This is a genomic window from Mixta hanseatica, from assembly GCF_023517775.1.
GTDB lineage: Bacteria > Pseudomonadota > Gammaproteobacteria > Enterobacterales > Enterobacteriaceae > Mixta > Mixta hanseatica.
Genome location: NZ_CP082904.1, coordinates 3246435 through 3257955, shown reverse-complemented (window position 1 = coordinate 3257955; position 11521 = coordinate 3246435). Strand labels below are relative to the sequence as shown.

Below are 11521 nucleotides of genomic sequence, written 5' to 3'. Positions count from 1 at the left end.
GTTAGTAATGGAAAAGGAATTATTGTTCAGTGGGGGCGTTTTTTATCCATGACGTCAGCAACGGAAATGGTTTTCAATCTGCCAGTTGCATTTCCTAATGGTATTTTTGCTGCCGTCGCATCACATGATGCAGCCTCTCAATATACAAGGCCAACAGTATATGCAGTATCTTTATCCGGGCTTTCTAAAATAACAGCTTCAGCAACAGTATTGAATGCTCAAACAGAGGGGGGAAGTGTTACGCGTGGTTCTAACGGAAGCGCATGCTATGGCTTTTACATAGTAATCGGGTACTGAATTTTATGTTCTTTAGTGCATGGCACAACAGTAACTTATCACCCGCCATATAAAAGACAATTAAAATGGTCACGCATATTTTAATGGAGAATTATTGATGAATTACTGGTTTAGCCCTAAGAACAATGCTTTTTACCCTGAAGCGCTTAAAGAAGCATACAAAAGCGCAGGTACGCTCCCGGATGATTTAAAAGATGTGAGTGATGAAGTTTTTATGGAATTTTCCGGAATGCCGCCCGCTGGGAAAATACGGGGTGCTGATAATAGCGGTTGTCCATGCTGGATTGCTATGCCTGTGCCTGAAGTGTCTGAGGATGAAATAAAAGCGCGGGCAAGAAAGCTACGCGATGATTTTATACTGGCGACAGACCGGATGTTAGTTGTGGATTACACAATCAACGATATACCCTTGACTGATGAACAGCGTGAAGAATTGTTAAAGGTGCGTGCCAGCTTCAAAAGCTGGCCTAATGATGAGGGCTGGCCGCGAATAAAATTGCCTGAGATTCCTTCATGGATTTTAATTGAGGCAGTTGATAATGGTTATGTGCTTCCTGTATGGCCGAATTAAAAAAAGCCCGAAAGGGCTTTTTTATTCATTAATACTAACTAGTATCCTACAGCAAACCAGTGAACCGCCCGCGTAAACAATTCAGCATTACCATTTGTGACCTTTCCGACAATAATCGTGGCTTGGGAATTACTTATAGGCGTAACGTTTGCCATTGATAAATAACTGATGCCAGCCTCAAGCGTCGTGTTTGGGATGGCAAAAAAGCATTTAACACTATTTGGAAACACAACAGGGTAATTAACTTTATAAGTTGAACTACCGGACACGTACCCCCATTGAAAAATAATCTTCTGCTCAACTCCAGATATATTGACAGGGACCATTAGCCATCCATTCCCACCTGTCATGCTTGCTTCTGCAGCGCTCATCTTTGCCGCTTCGCCCAAACCAACGTTAGAGAGACAAATAGCAATGTCTTGGCGTCCTCAGTCCGCTAAGTGCCAGAAGCGGACATCTTGACAGCCTGGAAGTCCTTATCTGAACAAAAAGAAATAATGTCGTTGGGATGGTTTACCTTACAATGCCAGTTTTAAACAGCCTACAAAACAGGTGATCACGTGCATACCAACATGATTGAATACCTAAATATTTTCATACAGGTTGTTGAGCAGGGTAGCTTCACAAAAGCTGCTGATGTACTTCAGATCCATCGCCCCACCGTGAGCAAAGCGATACAACAGATAGAGCATGATCTGGGTGTAAAACTCATTTATCGCACAACCCGAAAGCTGAGCGTTACTGCTGAAGGGGATGAGTTCTATCATCATGCCAGGCATGTTCTGGCCGAAGTTAATGACATGATGGCCAGTTTTTCAACGACACTTCCACCGCGAGGACGCCTGAGACTTGATGTCCCCCTGGCGCTGGCGCATGCCATATTGATCCCTAACCTTAGGCATTTTCAGGCACTGTACCCCGGTATTGAAGTTGTGCTGGTTTCATCGGATAAAAAAACTGATTTGATTACGGAAGGCGTAGATTGCCTTGTCCGCCTGGGCGCGCTTCAGGATTCAAGTTTTATATCCAGACGTCTTGGTGACATCCGGATGGTTACCTGTGCAGCCCCGTCTTACCTGCAGCAGCATAAGCGGCCAGAAACACTTGCGGATCTGGATAAACATCGGGCAATTAATTTTTTTAGCGACCATAGTCGTGACGTCATGGAATGGAAGTTTATCGAAGACGGGAGCATTGTTTCGCTACGTCCTGCGGGCAGCCTGCTGGTTGATAATTCCGATACCAGTACGCCAATGGGCCGCTTCTTTTTTCATGTTATGGGGGCGCTGGCGGAAATGGAGCGCGAGCTGATTGTTGAGCGTACCCGTGCAGGACTGGCGGCGGCGCGTGAAAAAGGCCGTATAGGCGGGCGCCGCAGGATAATGACAGAAGAGGTAACCGAAAGAGCCAGGCGGATGTTACGTAACGGTGCGACCCTGCATCAGGTGGCGCTGGTTCTGGATGTTTCGGTTAAGACACTGTATCGCTACATCCCGGCAGCTGAGCAAAAGGAACTGAAAAAAAGACAGTCGTCCGTTGTGTCAGACCTCATACAACAGCAAGGGCGTGAATCAACCGGAGCCACGTAACACCATAGCAAAACCCCTTAACTGGAGATTTGCTACATGGCAGACGATTATCATCACGGTGTGCGCGTTACGGAAATTAACGAAGGCACCCGTACCATCTCAACGGTAAGCACCGCGATTGTGGGCATGGTCTGCACCGCAGACGATGCCGACGCAGCGACCTTTCCGCTGAATACCCCCGTTTTACTCACGGACGTATTGACCGCCAGCGGCAAAGCGGGCGAGTCCGGAACGCTGGCCCGTTCGCTCGATGCGATCGGCGATCAGGCCAAACCCGTGACCGTGGTCGTGCGCGTGGCGCAGGGCGAAACCGAAGCGGAAACCACGTCCAACATCATCGGCGGCGTGACCGCAGACGGCAAACGCACCGGCATGAAAGCGCTGCTGACCGCGCAGGCCAAATGCGGCGTTAAACCGCGCATCCTCGGCGTGCCCGGACACGACACGCAGGCGGTGGCAACGGAACTGTTATCCGTGGCGCAGAGCCTGCGCGGCTTTGCCTATCTCTCTGCCTACGGTTGTAAGACCGTGGAAGAGGCGATCGCCTATCGCGCCAACTTCAGCCAGCGCGAAGGGATGCTTATCTGGCCGGATTTCATCAACTTTGACACCGTGCTGAACGCGGACTCCACGGCCTATGCCACCGCCCGTGCGCTCGGCCTGCGCGCCCGAATCGACCAGCAGACCGGCTGGCACAAAACCCTGTCCAACGTGGGCGTGAACGGCGTCACCGGCATTTCCGCAGACGTCTTCTGGGACCTGCAGGATCCGGCAACCGATGCGGGTCTGCTGAACCAGAACGACGTCACCACGCTGATCCGCCAGGACGGCTTCCGCTTCTGGGGTTCCCGCTGCCTGAGTGACGATCCGCTGTTTGCGTTTGAGAACTACACCCGCACCGCGCAGGTGCTGATGGACACGATGGCGGAGGCGCAGATGTGGGCGGTGGACGGCGTCCTGAACCCGTCGCTGGCCCGCGACATCATTGAAAGCATTCGCGCCAAGCTACGCAGCCTGGTCAGCCAGGGCTATCTCATCGGCGCCGACTGCTGGCTGGATGAGAGCGTGAACGACAAGGACACGCTCAAGGCGGGCAAACTCACCATTGACTATGACTACACGCCGGTGCCGCCGCTGGAAAACCTGATGCTGCGCCAGCGCATCACGGACCAGTATCTGGTGAATTTTGCCAGCCAGGTCAGCGCGTAAGGAGAAAAACAGATGGCATTACCCCGCAAGCTGAAGCACCTGAATATGTTTAATGCCGGGAATAACTGGATGGGGCTGGTTGAGTCCGTGACCCTGCCGAAGTTTACCCGCAAGTTTGAAAAATACCGTGGCGGCGGGATGCCGGGCGCGGTGGACATTGATATGGGGCTGGATGACGGCGCGCTGGACACTGAATTTTCCATCGGCGGCACGGAGCTGCTGCTGTTCAAGCAGATGGGTGCCGCTACGGCGGATGCCATTCAGCTGCGCTTTACCGGCTCCATTCAGACGGACAGCACCGGCGAGGTGCAGGCGGTGGAGCTGGTCGTACGCGGTCGCCACAAGGAGGTGGATTCCGGCGAGTGGAAAACCGGCGAGAGCAACAGCACCAAAGTATCCGGCACCAACAGCTACGCGAAGCTGACCATTAACGGCGAGGTGCTGTACGAAGTTGACCTGGTGAACATGGTCGAAATCGTGGGCGGCACGGATCTGATGGAAAAACACAAAAGCGCCCTTGGCCTCTGATAACCCCGGCAGGGGAAGCCCTGCCGCTGCATAACTTATTTTTCAGGACATAAAACGATGACAGAGATTAAAAACGACGCCGTACCGCAGCCGCAGCAGAAAACCCTCACCCTGGACACGCCGGTGACGCGCGGAAAAGAGCAGATTACCAGCGTGACCCTGCGCAAGCCGCAGTCCGGCGCACTGCGCGGCACCCGCCTGCAGGCGCTGATGGATATGGACGTGAACGCGATGATGACGGTGATCCCGCGCATCAGCCAGCCCGCGCTGCAGCCGCATGAGATTGCCGAAATGGACCCTGCCGACCTGCTGGCGCTGTCGGTGGAGGTGGTCACTTTTTTGTTGCCGAAGTCGGTGCTGTCGGATTTCCCGACGAACTGACGGTGGATGACCTGGTGGCGGACATCGCCACCATTTTTCACTGGCCGCCGTCCGTCACTGACGTGATGCCGCTTACCGAAGTGCTGGAGTGGCGGCATAAAGCGATATTGCGAAGCGGAGCCGGTGACGATGAGTGACACAAACCTGCGGCTGCAGGTGGTTTTAAACGCGGTGGATAAAATCACCCGTCCTTTCCGAAACGCCCAGGCCGGTTCCAGGGAGCTGGCCGCCGCGCTGAAAGCCAGTAAAGACACCCTGAAATCCCTGAACGAGCAGGCCGGAAAAATTGACGGGTTCCGCAAAACCCGATCGCAGCTTGCCATCACCGAAAAAAATCTGGCCGCTGCCCGGCAGGAGGCGGCGGCGCTGGCAACGCAGTTTGCCGCCACCAACCGCCCTACTGCACAGCAGGCCCGGCTGCTGGAGCAGGCCAAAAACCGCGCCAGCGAACTGCAGCAGAAATATAACGGGCTGCGCCTGTCCGTGCAGCGCCAGCGTGAGGCGCTGAACGCCGCCGGTATCGATACAAAACAGCTGAGCGCCGCGCAGCGCCGCCTGAAAACCGACGCGGAAGTGGCCAGCGGTGCCCTTGAACGCCAGCAGGCGACCCTGCGAAAACTCGGCGAGCGCCAGCAGAAGCTGAACGCCATCCGGGCGCGCCGGGAGAAAACGCAGGCGCTGCGCAATAACCTGGCCGGGAACGGTGCAGGTATGGTGGCGTCCGGCGTGGCAACAGGCATGACGATGATGGCGCCGGTCAGGGCGTACGCCGATTCAGAGGATGCCGCCACGCAGCTGGCCGCCTCCATGATGGGACCAGGGGCGAAGGTCTCACCGGAGTTTGAAAAAATAAACCGGCTGGCCGTCAGCCTGGGCGACAGGCTGCCCGGCACCACGGCGGACTTCCAGAACATGATGACCATGCTGCGCCGTCAGGGGATGTCCGCGCAGTCCATCCTGGGCGGGCTGGGTGAAGCCACCGCCTATCTGGGCGTGCAGCTGAAGATGGCGCCCACGGACGCGGCGGAGTTTGCCGCCAAGCTGCAGGATGCCACGCAAACCTCTGAAAAAGACATGATGGCGCTGACCGACATCATCCAGAAAGGCTTCTACGCCGGGGTGGATTCGGAAAACATGCTGCAGGGCTTTGCCAAAATCGGCAGCGCGATGGACATCATCAAGATGAAGGGGCTGGATGCGGCAAAAGCCTTTGCGCCGCTGCTGGTCATGGCGGACCAGCAGGGCATGGACGGCGGCTCGGCGGGGAACGCCTACCGCAAGGTGCTGCAGGCTATGATGGACACTAAAAAAATCGGCGGCGTGAACAAGGACCTGAAGGGCACCGGTGTGAAGTTCGACTTTACCAACGGTAAGGGCGAGTTTGCCGGGATCGAAAAGATGTATGCGCAGCTGGACCAGCTGAACAAACTGAGTACCGAGAAGAAACTCAGCACGCTCAAGGACATGTTTGGCGATGACTCTGAAACCCTGCAGGTGCTGAACAACATGATCACCAAAGGGCTGGCAGGCTACCGGGAAACGGCAGCCAAGCTGGAAAATCAGGCATCGCTGCGTGAGCGCGTGGACGCCTCGCTGAAAACGCTGGGCAACAAATGGGACGCCGCCAGCGGCTCATTCACCAATGCCATGTCCGCGATCGGGGAAACCGTGGCCCCTGACCTGAAACGCCTGGTTGACTGGCTGGGCAATCTGGCCTCGGCGCTGGGGAAGTTTGTTCAGCAACATCCACAGCTGACCGCTGCGCTATTCAAGCTGGCCGCCGGGTTTGCCATTGCAGTGACGGCCATCGGGGCGCTGTCGCTGGCGGCGGCGGCCATTCTTGGCCCGCTGGCCCTGCTGCGCCTGGGCTTCAGTATGCTGGGCCTGAAGGTGCCCGGCGCATTCGGGCTTATCCGTAATGCGCTGGGCATCGTGGGTAAGGGTGTGCTGTGGCTGGGGCGGCTGATGCTGGCAAACCCGATTCTGGCCGTGGTGGGTCTGATTGCGATGGCAGCGCTGTATATCTGGCAGAACTGGGAGACGCTGGGGCCAAAGTTTGCCGCGCTGTGGGTCACCATCCGCGATGGTGCAGTTAGCGCATGGAATACCATCACCACCTGGATAAGCACTAAATGGAATGAAATCACTGCAGACCTTAACGCGCTGCCCGTCCGTTTTCAGGAGGCCGGGGCGCAGATGATTGACAGCCTGATGGCGGGTATCAGTCAGAAATGGGAGGCACTGAAAAGTAAGCTGACGTCGCTGAACAGCTACCTGCCGGACTGGATGAAGCCGGATACCGCAGGCGGCAACGGCCCTGCGGGCAAGCCTGCGGCGCCGAAGAAAACAGGCTTTGCCGGGCTGTTTGACAGTGGCGGTTTTATCCCGTCCGGGCAGTTTGGCATTGCTGGCGAAAACGGCCCGGAGCTGGTAAACGGTCCCGCCCGCATTACCAGCCGCAGGCGTACCGCCGCGCTGGCCGCCACGGCGGCTCTGGCAATGGGCGCTGCTGCCGCGCCTGCAACCGCGCGCCCGCTGCATCCGATGAGCCTGCCGGTCAAGTCCGGGGCAGCGGTAAAAGCAGCCAGTGCCGGAAGCAGCCCGGCGCCCGCCGTGAATATTCATGCCCCGATTACCATTGTGCAGCAGCCAGGGCAGAGCGCACAGGACGTGGTGGCGGAGGTGATGCGCCAGCTGAAGGCAAAAGAGCGGCAGGCGCAGGCCCGCGCCCGCAGCAGTTACCGTGACCGGGGAGGATTTGACGAATGATGATGACGCTGGGTTTGTTTGTTTTCATGCTGAAAACGGTGCCGTATCAGGAGCTGCAGTATCAGCGCAGCTGGCGCTTTCCCACCAACAGCCGCGTGGGGCTGCGGCCGTCCGCGCAGTTTCTGGGGCCGGACACCGACACGCTGACGCTGACCGGCACGCTGCTGCCGGAAATTACCGGCGGCAGGCTGTCGCTGTTTGCGCTGGAGCAGATGGCGGAGCTGGGCAAGGCGTGGCCGCTGATTGAGGGCAGCGGCACCATCTTTGGCATGTTCGTGATTGAGAGCCTGAACCAGACGCGGGCTGAATTTTTCAGTAACGGCGCGTGCCGACGCATCGAGTTCACGCTGACGCTGAAACGGGTGGATGAGTCGCTGGGCGAGATGTTCGGCAGCCTGAGTGACCAGCTGGCAACCATGCAAAAAGCCGCGACCGGCGCGGCAGGAAAAGCGGCTGCCGCCGTGGGAGGGCTGTTCCAGTGAGCGCAATACAATGGATAACCGGCACGGCCAGCGCGCCCGCCTTTCGACTGACGATGGACGGCGCCGACATCACGCAGCGTATCGAAAAGCGACTGATTAGCCTGACGCTTACCGATAATCGTGGCTTTGAGGCGGACCAGCTGGACATCGAGCTGGATGACGCGGACGGCCAGCTGCAGCTGCCACGCCGGGGCGTTCAGCTTAATCTGGCGCTGGGCTGGCAGGGCGAGCCGCTGATTTCAAAAGGTTCTTACACCGTGGACGAAATCGAACACACCGGCGCACCGGACAAGCTGGTACTGCGCGCCCGCAGTGCCGATTTCCGCGAAACACTCAACACCCGGCGCGAAAAGTCATGGCATAAAACCACCGTGGGCGACATGGTGAAAGAGATAGCCGCCAGGCACAAGCTGGACCCGGCGCTGGGTGAGGATATGGCAAAGATGGCGATCGATCACCTGGACCAGACCAACGAGTCAGATGCCAGTTTTCTGATGCGCCTGGCGCGCCAGTGCGGGGCGCTGGCCTGCGTGAAGAACGGAAAACTGCTGTTTATCCGGCAGGGGCAGGGCAGGACGGCCAGCGGTAAATCCCTGCCGGTTATCACGCTGACACGTTCGGCGGGCGACAGTCACCGCTTTACCCTGGCGGACCGTGACGCCTACACCGGCGTGATTGCCAGCTGGCTGCATACCCGTGAACCGGCCAAAAAGGAAACCACGAAGGTTAAGCGCAGGCGGAAAAGCACCGCGAAGAAAAAGGAGCCGGAGGCAAAGCAGGGCGATTATCTTATCGGCACGGATGAAAACGTGCTGGTACTGAGCCGGACCTATGCTAACCGCAGCAATGCAGAGCGGGCGGCTAAAATGCAGTGGGAGCGGCTGCAGCGCGGCGTGGCAACGTTCTCCATTCAGCTGGCGCGCGGGCGTGCGGACCTTTACACGGAAATGCCGGTGAAGGTCAGCGGCTTCAAAAAGCAGGTGGACGGCAGCAGCTGGATCATTACTACGCTGACGCACAGCCTGGGCAGTGACGGCGGCTTTACCACCAGTCTGGAGCTGGAAGTGAAGATTCATGGTCTCGAAATGGAATAAATTCTATCGGAAGGTTCTTGATAATGATAAATTGCATCCCATTAGGTGAACTTTTGCGATGAGGTGATAAAAAATGATGAACTGCCCGGAATGTGGTCATGCTGCTCATACTCGTAGCAGCACGCAAATCTCTAAAACAACTAAAGAGCGCTATAACCAGTGCCAGAACATTAATTGCAGCTGCACGTTCAAATCGCTTGAGACTGTCGCCGCCATCATTGCAAAGCCATTGAAGGTCGCACCAGTACCACCTCATCCAGACCGAAAATTGCAACAACCTTTATGGTTATAAAGAGGACCCGCTTAGGCGGGTCTTTTACTTTCGGCTGCCGCCACAAATTTTATTGTGTCGCCATTTTGCCGCCATCAGCAAAGAAAAAGGGGCTACGCTTTCGCGTAACCCCTTGTTTTATTTGGTGGAGCTGGCGGGAGTTGAACCCGCGTCCGAAATTCCTACATCCTCGGTACTACATGCTTAGTCCAGTCTTTACATTCGCTTGTTAGCTGCGAACGGACACGCCACTAACAAACTAGCCTGATTAGTTTTAACGCTTCAACCCCAGGCAGGGCATCCACGCGATCTCTTTTGGGTTTGACCTCTCTTGATCCCCGTCCTAAGAGCGGAGGCTAGGGAGAGAGGGCTCTAAGCAGGTTATTAAGCTGCTAGTGCGTAGTTTTCGTCGTTTGCGACTATTTTTTTGCGGCTTTTAACGAGGCCAACCGCCCCTCGGCATGCACCTTGGGTTTCGCGAATCCCGTCGAATCCAGAATCAGCCCCAAGAATTTAAGAGTATAGCAAAAAACGTTTGGTCAATCCAGCGCTTAGCGATGGGCATTCTTCATAATGCGTGCTTTATCCAGCTGCCACTCGCGGTTTTTCACGTCTTCACGCTTGTCATGCTGCTTCTTACCGCGCGCAACGCCAATTTTAAGCTTGCACCAGGCATTTTTCCAGTAGAGCGACAGCGCGACAACCGTATAACCTTCGCGGTTAACACGGCCATACAGGCTGTCCAGCTCGCGCTGGTTCAGCAGCAGTTTACGGTTACGCGTGGGATCGCAAACTACATGGCTGGATGCGACCGACAGCGGCTGAAAGGTAGCGCCGAACAGATAAGCTTCACCGTCGCGCAGCAGAATATAGCTGTCGCTGATGTTAGCCTTACCGGCTCGTAGCGATTTAACTTCCCATCCTTGTAGCGCCATTCCCGCTTCGAACTCCTCTTCAATGAAGTATTCATGGCGGGCGCGTTTGTTAAGGGCAATAGTGGCAGAACCGGGTTTATGTGCTTTTTTCTTTGTCATAGTGCAACTTAGTTTACATCAGACCAGTGTTAATCGCATCCCCGGTCCCAAATTCGCCGGGAAAAAAAGCTATTCTAGCACGCCTTGCGACTTAGAGAATTTCTGTTTGACTGTTGAAAATGCTATTATTTGTACGTTTTAGGAATCACAGGAAACGATATGGCCCAGATTAGCCGTTCCGCACTCGTCCCCTACAGTGCTGAACAAATGTACCAGTTAGTTAACGATGTCGATGCCTATCCGGAATTTTTGCCAGGCTGTTCGGGAAGCCGCGTGCTGTCCGCTTCCCAACAGGAGATGACGGCGTCGGTAGATGTTTCCAAGGCCGGTATCAGCAAAACGTTCGTGACGCATAACACGCTTACTAATAATCAAAGCATCCGCATGCAGCTGGTAGACGGCCCGTTCCGTAAACTAACCGGTGGCTGGACCTTTACCTCGCTGGGCGACGACGCCTGTAAAGTTGAATTCAACCTGGAGTTTGAATTTACCAACATGCTGGTTGAGCTGGCGTTTGGCCGTATCTTCAAAGAGCTGGCAAACAGTATGGTTCAGGCCTTTACCCAGCGCGCGAAAGAGGTTTACCGTGCCTGATATTACTGTTGAGGTGGTTTATGCGCTGCCGGAAAAACAGTATGTACGTCAGGTGAAACTGGCGGAAGGCAGCAGCGTAGAGCAGGCGATCCGCACTTCTGGTTTACTGGAACTGCGTCATGATATTGATTTGACGCAGAATAAGCTCGGCATCTATAGCCGTCCGGTAAAACTGCAGGATGAAGTGAACGATGGCGATCGCGTGGAAATCTATCGGCCGCTCATCGCCGATCCCAAAGAGCTACGACGCCAGCGGGCAGAACGCTCAGCTAAAAAATAAAGGCGCCTTAGCGCCTTTTTTTATGCCCGATAACCAATTAGTTGCTGGCGTTGCTGCCGGTCAGGTTCGGTTTATTATCGATATTGGTCAGCACGCCGCTGCTGTCGAAAGTCAGCGTCAGCGTCTGCTGCGTCACTTTCTCATGGCCAGGCTGCTGGCGGAATACGTAATACCAGGTGTTGCTGCTGAATGGATCGCTCATCATCGGCGTACCCAGCGTATAGGCAACCTGCTGTTTGTTCATACCCACGCGCAGCTTGGCAACGTCAGTGGTAGTAAGATAGTTACCCTGATTGATATCAGGACGGTAAACCACGCGCTCCAGAGTGGAACAGCCAGCAGTCATCATGAGAAGTAACACTGCAGCAGCAGTCAGCGTTTTACAGCGCATTTATACATTCCTTTTTTAGGCTCAACGCCTT

16 protein-coding genes and 1 other RNA gene are annotated in these 11521 nt (G+C 55.5%); 13 read left to right on the top strand and 4 right to left on the bottom strand.

What is annotated here, in order from left to right:
- Positions 1-48: 48 nt before the first annotated feature.
- Positions 49-297 (top strand): gp53-like domain-containing protein, encoded by a 249-nt coding sequence (locus K6958_RS21335; protein ID WP_434085221.1) that lies wholly within the window; start codon positions 49-51, stop codon positions 295-297.
- A gap of 97 nt (positions 298-394) precedes the next feature.
- Entirely contained in the window at positions 395-868 is a 474-nt protein-coding gene (locus K6958_RS15460) for a tail fiber assembly protein (RefSeq protein ID WP_249891957.1), read from the top strand.
- A gap of 38 nt (positions 869-906) precedes the next feature.
- Here K6958_RS15460 and K6958_RS15455 read toward each other — a convergent pair whose 3' ends face one another.
- Positions 907-1239: a gp53-like domain-containing protein gene (locus K6958_RS15455; RefSeq protein WP_249891956.1), complete on the bottom strand. Its 333-nt coding sequence runs from the start codon at positions 1237-1239 to the stop codon at positions 907-909.
- Positions 1240-1440: 201 nt separating this feature from the next.
- On the opposite strand from K6958_RS15455, the gene K6958_RS15450 reads away from it, so the two are divergent.
- The 9 genes from K6958_RS15450 (at position 1441) to K6958_RS15410 (ending at position 9212) form a co-directional block, all read left to right on the top strand.
- Positions 1441-2457: a LysR substrate-binding domain-containing protein gene (locus tag K6958_RS15450; protein ID WP_249894707.1), complete on the top strand. Its 1017-nt coding sequence runs from the start codon at positions 1441-1443 to the stop codon at positions 2455-2457.
- Positions 2458-2493: 36 nt separating this feature from the next.
- The gene (locus K6958_RS15445) at positions 2494-3666 is read left to right on the top strand and encodes a phage tail sheath protein (RefSeq protein WP_249891955.1); all 1173 of its coding nucleotides are present in this window, start codon (positions 2494-2496) and stop codon (positions 3664-3666) included.
- Positions 3667-3678: 12 nt separating this feature from the next.
- Positions 3679-4194 (top strand): phage major tail tube protein, encoded by a 516-nt coding sequence (locus K6958_RS15440; RefSeq protein WP_084971537.1) that lies wholly within the window; start codon positions 3679-3681, stop codon positions 4192-4194.
- Positions 4195-4251: 57 nt separating this feature from the next.
- Positions 4252-4575 carry a phage tail assembly protein gene (locus K6958_RS15435; RefSeq protein WP_249891954.1) on the top strand — a complete coding sequence of 108 codons (324 nt, stop codon included), beginning with the start codon at positions 4252-4254 and terminating at the stop codon, positions 4573-4575.
- A 14-nt stretch (positions 4576-4589) separates the two neighbouring features.
- Positions 4590-4712, top strand: coding sequence for a GpE family phage tail protein (locus tag K6958_RS15430; RefSeq protein ID WP_084971544.1), 123 nt, complete (start codon positions 4590-4592; stop codon positions 4710-4712).
- Positions 4705-7344: a phage tail tape measure protein gene (locus K6958_RS15425; protein WP_249891953.1), complete on the top strand. Its 2640-nt coding sequence runs from the start codon at positions 4705-4707 to the stop codon at positions 7342-7344. Before K6958_RS15430 ends, K6958_RS15425 begins: the two co-directional genes overlap by 8 nt.
- A complete protein-coding gene (locus K6958_RS15420; protein WP_249891952.1) occupies positions 7341-7826 on the top strand; it encodes a phage tail protein in 486 nt (161 codons plus the stop codon). The genes K6958_RS15425 and K6958_RS15420 overlap by 4 nt, the downstream gene beginning before the upstream one ends.
- Before the next feature lie 53 nt (positions 7827-7879).
- A complete protein-coding gene (locus tag K6958_RS15415) occupies positions 7880-8920 on the top strand; it encodes a phage late control D family protein (RefSeq protein ID WP_249894706.1) in 1041 nt (346 codons plus the stop codon).
- Between the two features lie 73 nt (positions 8921-8993).
- The gene (locus tag K6958_RS15410; RefSeq protein ID WP_241700250.1) at positions 8994-9212 is read left to right on the top strand and encodes an ogr/Delta-like zinc finger family protein; all 219 of its coding nucleotides are present in this window, start codon (positions 8994-8996) and stop codon (positions 9210-9212) included.
- Positions 9213-9334: 122 nt separating this feature from the next.
- Here K6958_RS15410 and ssrA read toward each other — a convergent pair.
- Together ssrA and smpB are read right to left on the bottom strand one after the other, a co-directional pair.
- Positions 9335-9698, bottom strand: a transfer-messenger RNA (tmRNA) gene (gene ssrA / locus K6958_RS15405).
- 44 nt (positions 9699-9742) lie between these two features.
- Complete coding sequence (smpB, locus tag K6958_RS15400; protein ID WP_249891951.1) at positions 9743-10225, bottom strand: SsrA-binding protein SmpB; 483 nt, start codon at positions 10223-10225, stop codon at positions 9743-9745.
- A 159-nt stretch (positions 10226-10384) separates the two neighbouring features.
- Between smpB and K6958_RS15395 the strand changes: the two genes are divergently transcribed.
- Positions 10385-10819, top strand: coding sequence for a type II toxin-antitoxin system RatA family toxin (locus K6958_RS15395; RefSeq protein WP_249891950.1), 435 nt, complete (start codon positions 10385-10387; stop codon positions 10817-10819).
- The gene (locus K6958_RS15390) at positions 10812-11099 is read left to right on the top strand and encodes an RnfH family protein (RefSeq protein ID WP_249891949.1); all 288 of its coding nucleotides are present in this window, start codon (positions 10812-10814) and stop codon (positions 11097-11099) included. The genes K6958_RS15395 and K6958_RS15390 overlap by 8 nt, the downstream gene beginning before the upstream one ends.
- 37 nt (positions 11100-11136) lie before the next feature.
- Here the strand turns inward: K6958_RS15390 and bamE are convergent, their stop codons facing one another.
- On the bottom strand, positions 11137-11490 hold the full coding sequence (bamE, locus tag K6958_RS15385) for an outer membrane protein assembly factor BamE (protein WP_249891948.1): 354 nt from the start codon (positions 11488-11490) through the stop codon (positions 11137-11139).
- Between the last annotated feature and the right edge of the window lie 31 nt (positions 11491-11521).

Coding starts and splice junctions, on each gene's coding strand:
- bamE (WP_249891948.1), bottom strand. CDS start 11,490: ATGCGCTGTAAAACGCTGACTGCTGCTGCAGTGTTACTTCTCATGATG.
- K6958_RS15415 (WP_249894706.1), top strand. CDS start 7,880: ATGGACGGCGCCGACATCACGCAGCGTATCGAAAAGCGACTGATTAGC.
- K6958_RS15395 (WP_249891950.1), top strand. CDS start 10,385: ATGGCCCAGATTAGCCGTTCCGCACTCGTCCCCTACAGTGCTGAACAA.
- K6958_RS15440 (WP_084971537.1), top strand. CDS start 3,679: ATGGCATTACCCCGCAAGCTGAAGCACCTGAATATGTTTAATGCCGGG.
- K6958_RS15425 (WP_249891953.1), top strand. CDS start 4,705: ATGAGTGACACAAACCTGCGGCTGCAGGTGGTTTTAAACGCGGTGGAT.
- K6958_RS15410 (WP_241700250.1), top strand. CDS start 8,994: ATGATGAACTGCCCGGAATGTGGTCATGCTGCTCATACTCGTAGCAGC.
- smpB (WP_249891951.1), bottom strand. CDS start 10,225: ATGACAAAGAAAAAAGCACATAAACCCGGTTCTGCCACTATTGCCCTT.
- K6958_RS15450 (WP_249894707.1), top strand. CDS start 1,441: ATGATTGAATACCTAAATATTTTCATACAGGTTGTTGAGCAGGGTAGC.
- K6958_RS15445 (WP_249891955.1), top strand. CDS start 2,494: ATGGCAGACGATTATCATCACGGTGTGCGCGTTACGGAAATTAACGAA.
- K6958_RS15420 (WP_249891952.1), top strand. CDS start 7,341: ATGATGATGACGCTGGGTTTGTTTGTTTTCATGCTGAAAACGGTGCCG.
- K6958_RS21335 (WP_434085221.1), top strand. CDS start 49: ATGACGTCAGCAACGGAAATGGTTTTCAATCTGCCAGTTGCATTTCCT.
- K6958_RS15455 (WP_249891956.1), bottom strand. CDS start 1,239: ATGAGCGCTGCAGAAGCAAGCATGACAGGTGGGAATGGATGGCTAATG.
- K6958_RS15435 (WP_249891954.1), top strand. CDS start 4,252: ATGACAGAGATTAAAAACGACGCCGTACCGCAGCCGCAGCAGAAAACC.
- K6958_RS15460 (WP_249891957.1), top strand. CDS start 395: ATGAATTACTGGTTTAGCCCTAAGAACAATGCTTTTTACCCTGAAGCG.